The 17,115-nt window shown below is 37.7% G+C and carries 19 protein-coding genes; 7 read left to right on the forward strand and 12 right to left on the reverse strand.

Going from position 1 to position 17,115, the window contains the following annotated elements; all coding sequences use genetic code 11:
* The first annotated feature begins 24 nt into the window (after nucleotides 1-24).
* Nucleotides 25-519, forward strand: coding sequence for a SprT family zinc-dependent metalloprotease (locus AC0L3W_RS11520; RefSeq protein ID WP_473573094.1), 495 nt, complete (start codon nucleotides 25-27; stop codon nucleotides 517-519).
* A 681-nt stretch (nucleotides 520-1,200) separates the two neighbouring features.
* On the opposite strand, the gene AC0L3W_RS11525 is transcribed toward AC0L3W_RS11520, so the two are convergent.
* From AC0L3W_RS11525 to AC0L3W_RS11535, 3 genes are read right to left on the reverse strand one after another with little or no spacing between them, the layout of a single operon-like run.
* Entirely contained in the window at nucleotides 1,201-1,944 is a 744-nt protein-coding gene (locus AC0L3W_RS11525; RefSeq protein WP_409438836.1) for an RNA methyltransferase, read from the reverse strand.
* Nucleotides 1,945-1,955: 11 nt separating this feature from the next.
* Complete coding sequence (gene rimI / locus AC0L3W_RS11530) at nucleotides 1,956-2,450, reverse strand: ribosomal protein S18-alanine N-acetyltransferase (RefSeq protein WP_409438835.1); 495 nt, start codon at nucleotides 2,448-2,450, stop codon at nucleotides 1,956-1,958.
* The gene (locus AC0L3W_RS11535) at nucleotides 2,404-2,799 is read right to left on the reverse strand and encodes a DNA polymerase III subunit psi (RefSeq protein ID WP_290039453.1); all 396 of its coding nucleotides are present in this window, start codon (nucleotides 2,797-2,799) and stop codon (nucleotides 2,404-2,406) included. The genes rimI and AC0L3W_RS11535 overlap by 47 nt, the downstream gene beginning before the upstream one ends.
* A gap of 543 nt (nucleotides 2,800-3,342) precedes the next feature.
* On the opposite strand from AC0L3W_RS11535, the gene AC0L3W_RS11540 reads away from it, so the two are divergent.
* The 4 genes from AC0L3W_RS11540 (at nucleotide 3,343) to AC0L3W_RS11555 (ending at nucleotide 8,665) form a co-directional block, all read left to right on the forward strand.
* On the forward strand, nucleotides 3,343-5,049 hold the full coding sequence (locus tag AC0L3W_RS11540; RefSeq protein WP_409438834.1) for a dipeptide ABC transporter ATP-binding protein: 1,707 nt from the start codon (nucleotides 3,343-3,345) through the stop codon (nucleotides 5,047-5,049).
* Nucleotides 5,050-5,108: 59 nt separating this feature from the next.
* Nucleotides 5,109-6,659: an ABC transporter substrate-binding protein gene (locus AC0L3W_RS11545; RefSeq protein WP_290039455.1), complete on the forward strand. Its 1,551-nt coding sequence runs from the start codon at nucleotides 5,109-5,111 to the stop codon at nucleotides 6,657-6,659.
* A 79-nt stretch (nucleotides 6,660-6,738) separates the two neighbouring features.
* On the forward strand, nucleotides 6,739-7,716 hold the full coding sequence (locus AC0L3W_RS11550; RefSeq protein ID WP_290039456.1) for an ABC transporter permease: 978 nt from the start codon (nucleotides 6,739-6,741) through the stop codon (nucleotides 7,714-7,716).
* A gap of 1 nt (nucleotide 7,717) precedes the next feature.
* A complete protein-coding gene (locus tag AC0L3W_RS11555) occupies nucleotides 7,718-8,665 on the forward strand; it encodes an ABC transporter permease (protein WP_290039457.1) in 948 nt (315 codons plus the stop codon).
* Nucleotides 8,666-8,736: 71 nt separating this feature from the next.
* Here AC0L3W_RS11555 and AC0L3W_RS11560 read toward each other — a convergent pair whose 3' ends face one another.
* On the reverse strand, nucleotides 8,737-9,033 hold the full coding sequence (locus AC0L3W_RS11560; RefSeq protein ID WP_290039458.1) for a Fis family transcriptional regulator: 297 nt from the start codon (nucleotides 9,031-9,033) through the stop codon (nucleotides 8,737-8,739).
* Nucleotides 9,034-9,166: 133 nt separating this feature from the next.
* Here AC0L3W_RS11560 and AC0L3W_RS11565 point away from each other — a divergent pair, with 133 nt between their 5' ends.
* Nucleotides 9,167-9,325, forward strand: coding sequence for a hypothetical protein (locus AC0L3W_RS11565; RefSeq protein WP_409438833.1), 159 nt, complete (start codon nucleotides 9,167-9,169; stop codon nucleotides 9,323-9,325).
* Nucleotides 9,326-9,333: 8 nt separating this feature from the next.
* Here the strand turns inward: AC0L3W_RS11565 and AC0L3W_RS11570 are convergent, their stop codons facing one another.
* Both AC0L3W_RS11570 and AC0L3W_RS11575 read right to left on the reverse strand, forming a co-directional pair.
* On the reverse strand, nucleotides 9,334-10,164 hold the full coding sequence (locus AC0L3W_RS11570) for an ion transporter (RefSeq protein ID WP_290039460.1): 831 nt from the start codon (nucleotides 10,162-10,164) through the stop codon (nucleotides 9,334-9,336).
* A gap of 64 nt (nucleotides 10,165-10,228) precedes the next feature.
* Nucleotides 10,229-11,179, reverse strand: coding sequence for a YeiH family protein (locus AC0L3W_RS11575; RefSeq protein ID WP_409438832.1), 951 nt, complete (start codon nucleotides 11,177-11,179; stop codon nucleotides 10,229-10,231).
* A 131-nt stretch (nucleotides 11,180-11,310) separates the two neighbouring features.
* Here AC0L3W_RS11575 and AC0L3W_RS11580 point away from each other — a divergent pair, with 131 nt between their 5' ends.
* A complete protein-coding gene (locus AC0L3W_RS11580; RefSeq protein WP_290039462.1) occupies nucleotides 11,311-11,751 on the forward strand; it encodes a dCMP deaminase family protein in 441 nt (146 codons plus the stop codon).
* A 1,042-nt stretch (nucleotides 11,752-12,793) separates the two neighbouring features.
* Here the strand turns inward: AC0L3W_RS11580 and AC0L3W_RS11585 are convergent.
* The 6 genes from AC0L3W_RS11585 to ureC all read right to left on the reverse strand — a co-directional run bounded on the left by AC0L3W_RS11585 (nucleotide 12,794) and on the right by ureC (nucleotide 17,115).
* Nucleotides 12,794-13,000, reverse strand: a complete 207-nt coding sequence (locus AC0L3W_RS11585) for a cold-shock protein (protein WP_113817810.1) — start codon at nucleotides 12,998-13,000, stop codon at nucleotides 12,794-12,796.
* Nucleotides 13,001-13,303: 303 nt separating this feature from the next.
* Nucleotides 13,304-13,492, reverse strand: a complete 189-nt coding sequence (locus AC0L3W_RS11590; protein WP_290039463.1) for a hypothetical protein — start codon at nucleotides 13,490-13,492, stop codon at nucleotides 13,304-13,306.
* 30 nt (nucleotides 13,493-13,522) lie between these two features.
* On the reverse strand, nucleotides 13,523-14,134 hold the full coding sequence (gene ureG / locus AC0L3W_RS11595) for an urease accessory protein UreG (protein ID WP_290039464.1): 612 nt from the start codon (nucleotides 14,132-14,134) through the stop codon (nucleotides 13,523-13,525).
* 56 nt (nucleotides 14,135-14,190) lie between these two features.
* Nucleotides 14,191-14,886, reverse strand: a complete 696-nt coding sequence (locus AC0L3W_RS11600) for an urease accessory protein UreF (protein WP_409438831.1) — start codon at nucleotides 14,884-14,886, stop codon at nucleotides 14,191-14,193.
* Nucleotides 14,876-15,352, reverse strand: coding sequence for an urease accessory protein UreE (locus AC0L3W_RS11605; protein WP_409438830.1), 477 nt, complete (start codon nucleotides 15,350-15,352; stop codon nucleotides 14,876-14,878). Before AC0L3W_RS11605 ends, AC0L3W_RS11600 begins: the two co-directional genes overlap by 11 nt.
* Before the next feature lie 59 nt (nucleotides 15,353-15,411).
* Nucleotides 15,412-17,115 (reverse strand): urease subunit alpha, encoded by a 1,704-nt coding sequence (ureC, locus tag AC0L3W_RS11610; RefSeq protein ID WP_409438829.1) that lies wholly within the window; start codon nucleotides 17,113-17,115, stop codon nucleotides 15,412-15,414.

Raw genomic sequence — 17,115 nt, forward strand, 5'->3', positions numbered from 1 at the left:
TCTTAGTTTAACGACCATCGATTAATGCTCACGTTTGAAGATAAAAAAGCACTCGCAGCAAAAGGGGAAGATTGTTTCATCCTAGCCGAGTGCTTTTTTGATTGTCACTTTCCTAGACCGACCTACTTCTTTAACCAACGAGGTCGAAGCGCTGGGACAGCACATCTGCAAAAGAACATCATCAAATTTAACCCCATACTCTACGCACAAAATAAAAAAATTTTTATTGAGCAAGTCGTTGCCCATGAAGTTGCACACCTAATCACTTACCAATTATTTGGTAAAGTAAGACCTCATGGTAAAGAATGGCAAAGCATCATGACACAGGTTTTTAAGCTCCCCGCTTCAACCACTCATCAATTAGATGTCAGAGATGTACAGGGAAAACTATTTACCTATCGTTGTGATTGTACAGAGCATCAACTAACTATCCGCCGCCATAATAAAATTAAAAAAGGCACAACCTACTTATGTCGACAATGTAAATCTGCATTAGTGGCTATAGGATCTGATAGTTAAAAAGTTTATAAAATAAAGTTAACCGTGGGATTAATATTGCAGACTACTCCAACCCCCCGCCTTTATAGGCTGCAATATTAATTTTACCAATTCACCGATGGGTGGCTTATCCCATGGTGTAGACAAACTTTCATGGAAAAGTTTATCTATTAATGAGGCTTGTATTGTGCGGTACAAGACTCATTTTTAACCTATACTAATAATGTGCGTTATCAGTATAAGTTAGCGTTACAGAAAGTATTAAAGAATAGGACGATTCTCTTACTCTCTACAGAAATAACGGGTTTACCACCTATTAAGGACTTACTCCTTTTTATGCATCATCTTCTGGACAGGAAGATTACTTCATAAATTCAGTCAACTTAATAGCCGCTATCTCTGCCAACAACTAAATGATAATAGATATCATTATTATCTGTCAACAAGTAAAATCAATAATTTTTAAAATAAAATAAAAACGCCTATAGCCTAAGGTGAGAGGGAGTTATTAACCATTCTTAGTGTAGGCATTAAAGATATTTAATTAGCAACATAGTTAATCAGTATCTTATTGTTTTGTTTGATTTTTATTCAGAAGGATTTGTTAGAGGTGTTTTAATTCAGTCAAATTTTTTAAATTAGGCATAAAAAATCCGATACAAAGATCGGATTTTAAAAAAGCAAAAAATGTTAACTAGCTCACTATCTTTTGAAGTTATCTAAGATAATACCAGTTGCCATCGCCACGTTTAATGATTCGGCTTGGCCAAAGTTAGGAATAGTAATTTTATCGGTAATTAATTTTTCAACCGAATCAGAGATACCATGCGATTCGCTACCCATAACAATTAATGCACTACTCGGTAATTTACATTGATGAATATTTTTACCTTCTAAAAAAGCACCAAAGATAGGTTTATCTTGCGCACTTAAATATTCAGTAAGATCCGCGTGACTCACTTGCACACGAGCAAAAGAGCCCATAGTCGCAGCAATCACCTTTGGATTGTAAAGGTCAGCACAGTCTGGGCTACACACCACATGTTTAATGCCATACCAATCAGCGACACGAATAATCGTACCTAAGTTTCCAGGATCTCCTACTTGGTCTAGCACCAATACTAATCCGGCGTGTTGCTGTTCTGGAGGGGTAAACATTTTGCATTTAACCACAGCAATGACACTATTATTGGTTTTTAAGGTGCCAGCTTTTTGCAACTCTTCTTCGCTACTTTCAATCGTTTTGGCAATTAACAGCTGATCAGTCAGTTGCTTAGCTTGTTTGTTAATGTAGTCCGTTGTCGCAAATAAATTAACGATGTCAAAGTCAGATTGAAATAACTCACCAACATTTTTTTCACCTTGAACAAGAAACAAGCCTAACTTTTTACGTTGTTTTTTAAGTTCTAAAGAATGAATAAGTTTTAACTGATTTTTAGAAATCATGGTTTTTCCAATTATAAATAACAACACATAATAATCGCATCTTCTCGGCCATTATCTGTAGGATAATAAGCAGGACGAATATCAACTTCTACAAAGCCTAACTTTTGATATAACTTAATGGCTGTTTGATTTGATGCGCGAACTTCTAACCAAATTTCCTGCTGTGCTAATTCCCTCGAAAAGCCTTGTAAATAAATCAATAATGCTTTGCCTAGGCCTTGCCCTTGATACTCAGGCGCAATGGCAATATTCAATAGAGTCACTTCGCCAGCGACATAACTCGCAATAAAATAACCTACTATTTTATCATTTAAGAGTAATACATGGTTAATATAACGCTTCCCAAAATTGCTCATAAATAATTTTTCTGACCAAGAGTGGCTATGTGCGGCTGATTCAATGGTTAATACGTCAGGAAGGTCACTGATCGCCATAGCAATAATGGCAGTATTATCTGGGTTACTGACGGTAGGCACAGAACTGTTTCCAAAGTGTTTGTTTTGCATGACGCTGCTCAGCAAGTATTGCTAAAGCAGGAGAATGTAATAGCTGATGAGCAGGCGCAACCTCAAGTTTCCCGATAGTCGACCATATCAAAGTAGGTAATTCCCCCTGCTGATTTTCAAATTGCGCTAAAGAGCAGTGAGTCACTTTATCTTTATCAATTTCAAAGGCATTGAGAATAGCTTGCATCAATGGATGCTGCTTATCTTCTTTGGTACACACCACCAATAATTCACATTGCGATAGATTTAACTGTTTATGCACTTCTTCAGCTTTAAATAACGCAGGTTTTCTTACTTGCCAATGAGTAATCCCCATCTCCTGTAAAAAAACTGCTTGTTGGTGTTTCATAATCAGCCTGACATCAAAAATAGAAGCGCTAATATAACATTGATTAGTAATGGATCGAAGTATTAGCCTCAAACTAGCACTGTTATATGGTCAAAAAAATAGAGCTATTACCACGACAGTAAGCACTTTAAATAAATTTATAGCGATTACATCAAAAAACTGAGCGTTATAAACGACACTGAACACCAACAAGTTGACCATTTAATCAGGTTTATGCTAATTATAGTCGCCCTTAAGCTAATTAACTTAGTCAAAATTGCACTGTGCTTTAATCTATATCAAAACCGATTTCAGTTAAGATTGCTTAAATATGTTACTTTTGGTGACTTAATATACGATAAAAATATCGTTACTTTGAACTGTGCTACATAAATCACATTTAACATTTGTCGACATAGGTCACATAAATTAATGTGATCCATTAAGTATTTATGACATTAAGTAGACCAAAGGAAGCAATGGATGCGTGTTCTGTCACAAAAATATAAATTTACTCAATCGTTTTTAAAGCTTAAATCCTTAAAAACTATAAGGGATTATTAAATGTCATTATTAGAAGTTAGCAACCTACGTATTGAGTACCCATCTCGATTTGGCGTACATGCAGCAGTAAAATCACTATCATTCTCGATTAACCGTGGAGAGATTGTTGGTGTTGTCGGAGAGTCAGGCGCAGGCAAATCTACCGTAGGTAATGCCATTATCGATTTACTCAGTCCTCCTGGAGTGATCGCAGCAGGTGAGGTATTTTTAGACGGTCAAAAGATATCAGGCTTAACATTGGATGAAATGCGTAAAGTTCGTGGCAATAAAATCGGCTTTATCTTCCAAGATCCAATGACCTCATTAAACCCACTATTTACTGTTGAACAACAACTCTTAGAAACTATTCATGCAAACCTAAATGTTTCACAAAGTGATGCAATAGCTCGTGCTATCAACCTTATGCAACAAGTAGGTATTCCAGAGCCTGAAGTACGTATTAAACAATATCCTCACCAATTCTCTGGCGGTATGCGTCAACGTGTGGTTATTGCTATTGCCCTCGCGGGTGAACCTGATTTAATCATCGCTGATGAACCAACAACGGCCTTAGATGTATCGATTCAAGATCAAATATTGACCTTAATTCGTAACCTATGTATCGATAAGAATGTCGGATGTATGTTGGTTACACACGATATGGGTGTAGTATCAAATGTCACTGACAAAGTGGCAGTAATGTACCGAGGAGACCTTGTTGAATTTGGAGAAACCGAGAAAATACTCAGCGAACCAGAGCACGAATACACACGTAGCCTTATTTCAGCAGTACCTCGTTCAGATCGTAAACTAGATCGATTTCCTTTAGTGAGTTACATCGAAGAAGCTCATGAACTGCAAGCTCTGGATATCAAAAATCATTGGCTAGGGCAAAGTGAGCAACAGCGTGACTATCAAGGTCCGTTATTAAATGTTGAAAATGTCAGTTTGCGCTTTGTCACGAAAGACTCGTTTTTTGAAAGTAAACGTGAATATGTACAAGCCAACAAAAATGTTAGCTTTAGCATCAATGAAGGTGAAACCTTTGGTTTAGTGGGTGAATCAGGATCAGGTAAATCAACTATTGCACGTGTTATTACCGGCTTATATCCACCTAATGAAGGAAAAATAACCTTTGAAGGCATAGACTTAACAGCAATAAAGTCAGAGCGTGAACGACGCCCTTTCCGTCGTCAAATGCAGATGGTGTTCCAAAACCCTTATACTTCGATGAATCCTCGTATGAAGATTTATGACATCATTGCAGAGCCGATTCGCTTTCATAAACTAGCCGCTTCTGAGTCTCAAATTCAACAAATTGTATTCGATCTACTAGATCATGTTGGTTTAGGAAGAATGGCGGGCGTTAAATATCCACATGAGTTTTCTGGTGGCCAACGTCAACGTATTTCTATCGCTCGCGCACTAGCAACTCGCCCTCGTTTATTAATTTGCGATGAGCCAACGTCAGCGTTAGATGTATCGGTACAAGCACAAATTTTAAATCTGTTAAAAGATTTACAGGATGAGCTAAATTTAACTATGTTATTTATTAGCCATGATTTACCAGTAATACGTCAAGTTTGTGACCGTATTGGGGTAATGCAACAAGGGCAATTATTAGAAGTTAATGAGAGCGAGCAGCTATTTACTCAACCTCAACATGCTTACAGTAAGCATTTGATTTCTTTAATGCCTGAATTTAAAGGGTTACGGAACAGTCTCTAATGCCGTTTCACGATTAGAACATTAACGTTAAATAAGTATTTTCATAAAAGGAGTTTTAAATGAAGTTTCTAAAAACCAAACTAGCCGTTGCTTTACTTGCTACCGGTTTAAGCTTTGCATCATCAGCGGCAGATATTACCGTTGCTTACGACTCAGACCCAGTAACACTTGACCCGCACGAGCAACTGTCTGGTGGCGTTTTACAAATGTCACACATGCTATTCGATCCACTAGTACGTTTCACTAAAAGCTATGACTTTGAGCCGCGTTTAGCAGAAAAATGGGAACGTGTTGATGACACTACATTCCGCTTTACCCTGCGTCAGGGTGTGAAGTTCCATTCTGGCAATACAATGACTGCTGATGACGTAGTATGGACGTTTAATCGTTTAAAAGAATCTCAAGATTTTAAAGCGGTTTTCTCTCCTTATGAGAAATTAGTCAAAATTGATGATTACACGGTTGAACTAGTATCTTATGAACCTTACCCACTAGTTTTACAAACAGCGACTTACCTATTCCCAATGGACAGCAAGTTCTATTCAGGTGACATGGATGGTAAGGATAAATCAGAAATTATTAAGCATGGTAACTCGTTTGCTTCAACACACGTATCAGGTACAGGTCCATTTACTATTGAATCACGTGAACAGGGCGTAAAAATTGTCTTTGATCGTTTTGATGATTACTGGGATAAACAATCTCCAGGTAACGTAGACAAACTAACATTGGTGCCAATTAAAGAGAATGCTACTCGTGTTGCAGCATTACTATCTGGTGATGTTGATATGATTTATCCAGTAGCACCTAACGATCAAAAACGTGTTATTGATACTAAAAACATCGAGCTAACCACAGTCGCAGGTACTCGTATCATTACGCTGCAAATGAACCAAAACTCAAATGAAGCATTGAAAGATGTGCGTGTTCGTCAAGCGATTGTATACGCGATTAACAATGAAGCGATTGTTAAAAAGATCATGAAAGGCTTTGCCACTACAGCTGGTCAACAAGGCCCTGAAGGTTACGCTGGTTACGATGCAGACTTAGTACCACGTTACGATCTGAAAAAAGCTAAAGCATTGATGAAAGAAGCGGGCTATGAAGATGGCTTTAAATTATCAATGATGGCCCCAAACAACCGTTACGTGAACGATGCTCAAATAGCACAAGCAGCAGCTTCTATGCTGGCTAAAATTGGTATTACCGTTGACTTAAAAACCATGCCTAAAGCACAATACTGGCCTGAATTTGATAAATGTTCAGCAGATATTATGATGATCGGTTGGCATTCAGATACAGAAGATTCAGCGAACTTCTCTGAATTCTTAACGATGACACGTGATGCTGAAACTGGTAAAGGTGCTTACAACTGCGGCCATTACTCAAATCCAAAAGTGGATCAACTCGTTAATCAATCAAACGCAGAAACTGATCCAGCAAAACGTGCAGAGATGTTAAAAGAAGTTGAAGATATCTTATATAACGAAGCTGCATTTGTGCCTCTACATTGGCAGAACCTAGCGTGGGGTGCAAAGTCTAGCTTAAACCTTTCACCTGTTGTGAATGCAATGAACTTCCCATACCTAGGGGATCTCGTTGTTAAATAAACAACTTAGTTAATCATATACCACCATAATAAAACGACCCAACCTCTGGGTCGTTATTAACTTTATAGGAAACAACTCCATGTTTACCTTTTTGGTCCAGCGAATTTTTCAAGCATTGATAGTAATGTTTGTGATCAGCCTAGTCGCATTTGCAATCCAAGATAACTTAGGCGATCCACTTCGAGAAATGGTAGGCCAATCCGTATCTGAAGCAGAACGACAAGTGTTACGTGATGACTTGGGATTAAACGACCCTTACATCACTAAGTATTCTCGTTTTATTAGTAATGCAGTACAAGGCGATTTAGGTGATTCTTATTTCTTTAAACGCCCTGCTGTAGACGTCATATTAGATAAGTTGGAGGCAACACTAGAGTTAGTGCTCGGCGCTTCTATTATTATTGTTTTAGTCTCTATTCCACTTGGCGTGTATTCCGCTATTAATCCAAAAAGTTTATGGACGAAGGCGATTATGGCATTTAGTAGTATTGGTATCTCCATTCCAGTTTTCTTAACCGCTATAATTTTAATGTATGTTTTTGCCATTGAACTGCAGTGGTTGCCCTCCTACGGCCGAGGAGAAACACTCAATGTATTGGGTTGGGAAACAGGTTATTTAACAACCGATGGTCTGTTGCATCTTATATTACCTTGTATCTCACTAGCCTCTATTATGCTGCCTTTGTTTATTCGTTTAGTACGTTCTGAAATGCTCGAAGCATTAAGTTCTGAATACGTGAAATTTGCGACGGCTAAAGGTCTAGCAATGAATAAAATCTATTATCAACATGCGCTTAAAAACACCATGTTACCGGTATTAACTGTAGGTGGTGTACAAATTGGCACTATGGTCGCTTACACCATATTAACGGAAACCGTTTTCCAATGGCCTGGTACAGGCTTCTTATTTTTAGAGGCAATTAACCGTGTTGATACGCCATTGATTACCGCTTACGTGATCTTTGTTGGATTAATTTTTGTAGTAACCAACACCATCGTTGATCTATTGTATGGCGTAGTGAACCCGACGGTAAATATCACAGGGAAAGGAGCATAATATGTCTAGTATAATGGAACAAAACCAAGCTCCATCTCGCTTACAGCGTTTTAAAAACTCTGATTTCATCTACCACTTTAAACGCGATAAAGTGGCGATGTTTAGTTTCGCTGTATTTTTAGCTTTTTTTATTGCCGCTTTATTTGCACCAGTCATTTCGCCTACTAACCCCTATGACCTTACATCAATCGATTTAATGGATTCTGAGTTACCACCATCATGGTTAGAAGATGGTGAAGAACGCTTTCTGTTAGGCACTGATGACCAAGGGCGAGATATTCTATCGACCATACTCTACGGCTCACGCCTATCACTGACGATTGGTTTCCTGGCCGTTGCGGTACAATTGGTGTTTGGTATCGTAATTGGTTTGTCAGCAGGATACTTTGGTGGGCGAGTCGATAGTTTATTAATGCGTGTTGCTGATATACAACTGTCATTCTCTACTATGATGGTAGCAATTATTATTACCGCCATTTTTAAAGCGAGTTTTGGTGCAGAGTTCTTTGCTGAATATGCAGTCATCATGCTGGTAGTGATTATTGGTATTGCAGAGTGGCCGCAATATGCGCGTACTATTCGCGCTTCTGTGTTAGCGGAAAAGAAAAAAGAATATGTGGAAGCGGCTCAGGTCATGGGCTTTAAGTCGATGCGTATTATGTTCCGTCACATTCTGCCAAACTGTTTATCACCTATCTTAGTAATTTCAACGGTACAGGTAGCGAATGCTATCATGTCAGAAGCCGCACTATCATTCTTAGGATTGGGGCTACCGGTGGATCAGCCATCATTAGGGGCATTGATTAGTATTGGCTTTAAATACATCTTCTCGGGTGCATGGTGGATCACAATCTTCCCTGGGATTGTATTAATCAGCTTAGTACTGGTGATCAACTTATTAGGTGATTGGTTGCGTGATGTGTTTAATCCTAAAATATATAAAGGTTAATACATTTAAACATTAACCACTCTACAAATACTTAAATAGCCCAATAGGTTTTTACTTACTGGGCTATTTTTTTATGCCTCTACCATCCATTTGATCTGTTTATTAGCATCATCTATTTTAATATTTACCTCATTTAACTTTTGCATAATGAGCTTTTTCAACAACGCAGCTTGCCCTGATTCAATCAATTCATCAATATGCTTTTGGCTAGCAAAAGCACACGTCACCACTAAAGACTTTGGGAAACTATCAAATTTAACCCTATGGGTTATCCACTGATAACCATTAATATCTTCCAATGCAAACTCACAGACTTCGGTTAATGTTTTACATAATTGCTTTTCTATTTTTTTATCGCTTTTCTTCATTTAAATATCTTAATCTTTTTATGATGGTGATGAGTTAAGGGCAAATCGCTATTAGTTAGAAGATTTATTTATTATCCCTTTCTCTAGCAGTTGTGAATAATAGGTTATTGTTTAACACTAATAGGAAAGATAAGTGAAAGCACCCATTATTATTAGTTTAGTTATGTTGTCACTGATCGTTGCAGTATTAAGCCATGGCATCATTGCCGCAGCTTTTTCATTACTGGCCTTTGCTTTATTGCTCTACTTTGTTGCAAATCAGAAAACTGGAACTAAGCCACCACAAGAATAATTTTCGCCTTACTTCTGCTTCAATAAAGCCTTAATTTCTGCTAATTCTTGTTGTAAATCAGCCATACTTGGTTGGTTTTCTTTATCACTTTCTAAATCAGCTTCTAACTGCCTCTCCTGCTCTAATACATTAACGACAATACCAATCACCATGTTCAAAAAAGCGAATGCAGTAAAAAAGATAAAGGTTAAATAAAAGCTCCATGACAACGGATAAACAGCCATGGTTTCATACATAACATCTGTCCAGTCCTCAAAGGTCATTACTCGAAATAAGGTTAATAAGCTCACCGCAATATCACCCCATAACGTTGGATTAATAGCAGCAAAGAAAGTGGTACCGATAGCAGCGTAAATATAGAAGATAATAAACATCAGCAGCATGACATAACCTAGCTGTGGTAACGCTTTAATTAAAGAGTTAATAAGGATACGCAACTCAGGAATAATAGACACCATACGTAGTACACGAAAGATACGTACTAATCGACCTAATATCGCTAATTCACTATCTTCAATAGGGATTAAGCTGACCAAAACAATGAAGGTATCAAAGACGTTCCAAGCATTAAAAAAGAAACGTTTTTTATTAGGCTCGCCAATAAAACGGATTATAATTTCAGCTAAAAAGATAACCGTAATAGCAACATCTAATACCGATAAAACCTGCAATGTTGTCGCAGACACTTCATAGCTATTAGCGCCTATCATTAATGCCGAAAAAATGATGATAGCAATCACAAACAACTCAAAGATTTTGTTATTGCGGATTTCATAAAAGCGGCGTTCTAACCCACTTAATTCAGTTTTGCTTGGATGGTTTTGATCGGTATTTGTCATGAGTTAAGCCCTAAAAAATAATTAGGGCTAGCATAAAAGGAATCAGATAAAGAGTCTAGGCATATTATGCCAATGTAAATTGAATATACCCTAACACGACTGATGCCACGGTTACCCATAATAAGATACCTAATAACATTGGCTTATACCCTGCATTTCTAATCGTTTTCACCGTAATCCCACAACCAATCAGGAATAAACAGACCACTAATAAACGCTTACTAATAAAGAATACCTCTTGGTATGCACCATGGAATTGCGGCAAAAAATGTGCAATGGCAATAGCAATGCAGTAATACACAATAAACATGGGCACCGATACTTTTTTTCTATCACCTTTAAAAATGCATGCACTGATAAAAGCAACAGGCACTATCCATAGAGCACGTGCTAACTTCACCGTTGTAGCAATCTCTAAGGCTTCATCACCATAGGCAGAAGCTGCACCCACTACAGATGATGTATCATGTATCGCAATAGCACTCCACAAACCAAAGTTATATTGACTCATTCCTAAAGCATGACCAACCAGTGGAAACACAAATAACGCGATGCTGTTTAAAATGAACACTGTAGCTAAAGCATGAGAAGTTTGTTCGTTATTTGCTTGAATAGCTGGCGCCACAGCTGCAATAGCACTACCGCCACAAATCGCGGTACCTGAAGAGACTAAATGCCCAGTTTTTGAATCCATCTTGAATACTTTAGTTAATAAGCTACCAATCAATAAAGTGCTAAAAATAGAGCCCACAATCAAGCCGAAATTACCAGAGCTTGCTTGCACAGCTTGGTCAACATTAATGCCAAAACCTAAACCAACAATAGAGATAGCTAATAGACGCTTTGTTAACATACCTATATCAATTTGAGTTGGTACTAACCCTAGTGTCGCCAGTGTGAAACCGAGCACTAATGCAACCGGCGAAGAGATAATAGGAGACAGGCATAATGCACCAACAACAGCGAATAGAATAATATGTTTATTACATTGTATTTTGCTAATATCACTAATCATTATTACCTCCTAATTTGACTAGCAGATAATATAAAAGCACCAAGATTAAGTATATTCGAAAGAATTTAATCAAAGGTTAATAAAAACTTAACAGCAGACGATAACCTACCAGCATAAGGATTAACTTGAATATGATTTCTAAATGGGCACCTCGATTCATCCAGATGGCAGAATTAGTTGCGTCTTGGAGTAAAGATCCGTCAACACAAGTAGGCGCAGTGATCACCGAACGAAATCGCATCGTATCATTAGGCTTTAATGGTTACCCTCAAGGTATTTCTGATAGTGCGGGAACAGACCTACGTGAAATAAAACTACTTAAAACCTTACATGCCGAAGAGAATGCAATACTTTATGCTAAGCGCGATTTAAACGGCTGTGAAATCTGGGTCACCCATTTCCCCTGTCCTAATTGTGCAGCTAAAATAATCCAAACAGGTATTAAGGCCGTACATTGTCCAGCGCAAAGTGACGACTTTTTATCTCGCTGGGGGGATAAAATTAAGCTTAGTGAAGATATGTTTAATCAATCAGGTGTGGCCGTTGATTGGCTTCCGTTAGATGAAATCTAACATTAACTATTTATCAGTGTGATGCTATTAAGAAGAGCATCACACTAGCTAGATCAATAGAAAATTTATAACGTAAAATTATCAGTTATTAATGAAGGGATAAATTTTTAGCACAATTTGTTTAAATAAAATGCAAATAATACTAGTATTATATAGTTATATGCCTTATGATGACTTTCGCTCTGAAATTAAAGCGTTATTAATGTCACCATAAAGTCCAAGATATTCTCTGCTACATCGTTTTCGTTGTCCTTAGTATTTCCCTCAGCTTGATAAAAACCATTCAATAATCCCAAGTTCAGTGCATGCAATTTTGCAATTAACTTTTCGTGCGTATCTCGATATATAAATTGAGTACAGTAACGATTTTTATCCCAACGGCTTTACATAAAGTACAGGGAATTAACACCATAAGGAAAATATATGGCTCGTTCTACAGGTAGAAAAAGATTTTGGTTCCAACTTAACAAAGATGAAAACCAACAAGTAATGAAAGAGAAAGAAGTAACAGCAGAAAATTAAGCAATAAAATAAAGAATTTAACAAGAGCAGATTAGCCCCGCTCGGTTAACATCAAACTGATTAAAGAATATCAGTTGAAGCAAGATTTAACATGCAAATAGTATAAGGTGCCTCTAACCTTATCAGCTTTCTCAAAAGCACTTATCAAGTTATCACTTAATAAGACAAGCACCATTCATAACGTGCAAAAATTAATGTGCTGCTTTTATCTGAAGTAGCACAATAAAGCCCTTCATTTTTAACACTTCCCAATAATGCCAATCACAATAAATAGCTTATCTATTTTATTTGTTAAAACAGCCCCCTTTCTCGTTGTAAATTTCGTAAAGAGAACAGCCATTTACGCCTTGAATTAAACTGATTTTTCCAGCATGAAATTTAGATAATATATTTAATGTAATCGACTTAAATATATCGTTTTTTATTTTTTAAACGCAAAAAAAATGGCAAACCCTTACGGATTTACCATTTTCTTAGAATAGTTAGCAGCTTATTGAAGCGGCTAAAATATCACAGCAACTTAAAGTGCTACGATACCTTCAGCTTGAGGACCTTTAGGACCTTGGCTTACTGTGAATTCTACTTTTTGGCCTTCAGCTAAAGTTTTGAAACCTTCGCTTACGATTGCACTGAAGTGTGCGAATACGTCTGGACCAGCAGCTTGCTCGATGAAACCAAAACCTTTAGATTCGTTGAACCATTTAACTGTACCTTGAACTTTAGACATAATAATTATCCTGTTTGTATATTTGAAAACTGCCTTTAATAGGCTTGCATAGCGTAAATTAGGCTGGAACTTAAAAACTACAAACGAGGTATTATAACTAAAACAACGATATGGAGAATGTAAACAATAGGCTTTATTTCTGCTGACCTTTATAGTATCTGAACCCCAACTTAAGTCAACTAATGATTAGTTTAAATGCGTTAAAAACATCAATAATTTACAAGAATCGGGAAACTATAATCTAAGAAAGGGCAATATGTAGTGAAACTGCTAGCTTAATGCTAACAGCCACTATTTTTTCGCTTAAAGTTTAGCGTTTTGCTTTTTTTTATTTTTAAAGTAACTCACTGCTTTTACTATAACAACAGCAAGTAACATCCAAAATACAGCATGATAAAGCATATGTAATGCACCATCACCTAATGCATGGTCAGCGTGTGCAAAGGCTTGAGAAGTCAGTAATAAACTGAAGATAAACGTTAAAAATTTCATGTTTTTTCCTTGTTAATTTTAAAAAGCAGGCTATTTCAGCATGCCCTGTGTTTCAATAAAGTCGATAATATCATTTAAACCTTGCTGTGTTTTCATATTACTAAAAATAAACGGTTTATCTCCACGCATTTTCTTCGCATCTCGATCCATCACTTCCAGTGAAGCTCCCACTAAATCAGCTACGTCTATTTTATTAATTATCAACAAATCGGATTTAGTAATGCCTGGACCACCTTTACGTGGAATTTTATCACCCGCAGAAACATCAATAACATATAAGGTTAAGTCTGATAATTCAGGGCTAAAAGTGGCACTTAAATTATCACCACCACTTTCTACCAAAACAAAGTCTAAGCCAGGATGACGAGCGTGTAACTCATCAATAGCCGCGAGATTCATTGAGGCATCTTCGCGAATTGCTGTATGCGGACAACCACCTGTTTCAACCCCCATAATACGATCTGACGCTAAGGCATCATTACGAGTTAGAAATTGTGCATCTTCATGGGTATAAATATCATTTGTTACCACCGCCATTTCATATTTATCACGCAGAGCTAAACAAAGTTGACTCAATAAAGCCGTTTTACCAGATCCGACTGGACCACCTACACCGATACGTAATAATTGTTTTTTTCTCATTCTATTTCTCTCATATTGCTAAAATAATTTGCATAAGCTTAAACTTCAATTAGATATTAGGAACGAAATAACCGTGTATATTGCGTTTCATGCCAAGCACTAGCCATCGCTAGTCGCGGTAAACTTGCACCAATATCTGCATCATCAAGCTGATTGGCAATATTGATTGCGTCAGATACTTTGTCGCTTAAATCAAAAAGTAAATTTTGTGCTTGGGTTTGTCCTAATGGCACCAACTTAGTCGCTGCAGCCACTTGATTATCTAGGTATGTCCAACAATATCCGCTTTGTGCAGAAATTAAATCCAATTCACAAAGGTAAGCAGCAATTGTAAAAATACTCACAAAGCTGCTATCTGACTGTGTAAATAGCTCGTTGTAAGGATCGCTATCAATACCATCTAACTGCTTTAATAAACGAATTAATGCTTTGCCCATTGCGACATCTGCAAGGCGTAATTCACTGCTTTCACGACAAGCAATAAGATGTTGATTATGGGTTATAAAGCTTGCGAAATCATCTTGCTCCAATGCTTGATACAACCTTTTTAATAGAGCTAAATCAGTGCGAGCAATCGATTCTTTAAGATTCAACTCAATCCAATCAAAGGTACTTTTTTGATTGTTTACCCAGCCCATTTCCGTTGCGTACTCCAATCCTTGTGAGAAAGAAAATCCACCGACGGGTAAGTTAGCACTGCATAATTGTAATAGTCGATTGAGCTTAATAGGGGTCGCTATATTAATGTTCATGATGGTGCCCAGCATGAGAATGGCGATGAGCATGCCCACTACCTTTACCATAAGCACCATTTTCAGGTGCAAATACTGCAGGTGTTTTATCGATTATTAAGCCATAATTTTCAGCTAGTTCTTCTAATACGTGATCAGGTTTAAAACGTACCCATAACTCACCAACTTGTAATGTCGTATGACGGTTGCCTAAGTGATAACAGACTTTACTAAACGTTAGCCAGTCCTTACCAATCGCAGTAGATACGGCTTCGGCTTGCCCTTTCACTTCGATTAATAAGCCACATTCTGTTTTTAGGATTTCGCCCACTAAAAGAGGATGACCGCGATCTACAAAAATACCGATATCTACACCTTTATCTGTGACACCTTTGATGCGTGATTTCTTACGCGTATCATGATCCAATGTAATCGAATCATTAATATCATCATGGGTATGATCCAACCTTTCAAATACTTGTAACATTGTTTACCATTTTCCTATTATCTTGTTTTTATTGTTATTTTTATAACGCACGTAATAAATTAGAACAAGGTGTAACGCTGTGCTAACGGTAACTCCGTCGCAGGGTCACAAGTTAATAGTTCGCCGTTTGCGCGAACTTCATAAGTTTGCGAGTCAACTTCAATATTCGGCATCCAATCATTATGAACCATGTCTTTTTTACCAATATTACGAGTGTTTTTACACACCCCCACTAAACGAGTCATCCCTGCTATTTCAGGTACATTTTTATCGATTGCAGCTTGCGATAAAAAAGTCATTGACGTTTTAGCTGCAGCACTACCGAATGATCCGAACATTGGACGATAGTAAACAGGCTGAGGTGTTGGAATAGAAGCATTTGCATCGCCCATTGGAGCAGCGGCAATAAAACCAGACTTTATGATCATTGATGGTTTAATCCCAAAAAATGCAGGCTTCCATAATACTAAATCAGCCATTTTTCCTACTTCAATAGAGCCAACTTCATGACTAATACCGTGACTAATGGCTGGATTAATCGTGTATTTAGCGATGTATCGTTTAGCTCGGAAGTTATCGTTTCTCTCTGTATCAGGGGATAATGGACCGCGTTGTTGTTTCATCTTATGTGCAGTCTGCCAAGTACGCGTGATCATTTCACCAACACGCCCCATCGCTTGAGAATCAGATGAAATCATACTGATAGCCCCTAAATCATGCATGATATCTTCAGCGGCAATACTCTCTTTACGGATACGTGAATCGGCAAAGGCAATATCTTCTGGAATAGAAGGGTTTAAATGATGACAAACCATCAGCATATCTAAATGTTCATCAATGGTATTGACTGTATATGGTCTTGTTGGGTTGGTTGATGAAGGTAATACATTGGGCTCACCACAAGCACGAATGATATCAGGTGAATGACCACCACCAGCACCTTCTGTATGGTAAGTATGAATAGTGCGCCCTTTAAATGCACCGAGTGTATCTTCTAAAAAACCTGACTCATTTAAAGTATCAGTATGGATAGCAACTTGTACATCGTATCGCTCAGCAACCGATAAACAATTATCAATAGCTGCAGGGGTTGTTCCCCAATCTTCGTGCAGTTTTAACCCACACACTCCAGCTTCAATTTGTTCTTCAATAGCTTTGGGTAAACTAACGTTTCCTTTCCCTAAAAAACCGAAATTCATTGCAAAGTCATTGGTGGCTTGCAACATTTTATGAATATTCCAAGGCCCAGGCGTACAGGTTGTCGCTTTAGTCCCCGTTGCAGGTCCAGTACCACCACCGATCATAGTGGTCACACCTGACATTTGTGCTTCTTCAATCTGCTGTGGGCATATAAAATGAATATGAGCGTCTATGCCACCAGCCGTTAGAATTTGACCTTCTCCTGCGATGACCTCAGTACCTGCACCTATTTCGATATCAATATTATCTTGAATGTCAGGGTTACCGGCTTTACCAATAATAGCGATACGTCCATCTTTGATACCAACATCCGCTTTGACAATCCCCCAATGATCCAGAATTAATGCATTAGTGATCACTAAATCAACGGTTTCAGAACATGATACTTGGCTTTGACCCATACCATCTCGAATAACTTTACCACCACCAAAAGTGACCTCTTCGCCATATTCAGTAAAATCTTTTTCTACTTCAATCCACAAGTCAGTATCAGCTAAACGAACGCGGTCACCCACTGTCGGACCAAACATATGCGCATAAGCATGCTTATCAATTGTTGCCAT

The sequence above is a fragment of the Psychromonas sp. KJ10-5 genome (genome assembly GCF_055808325.1).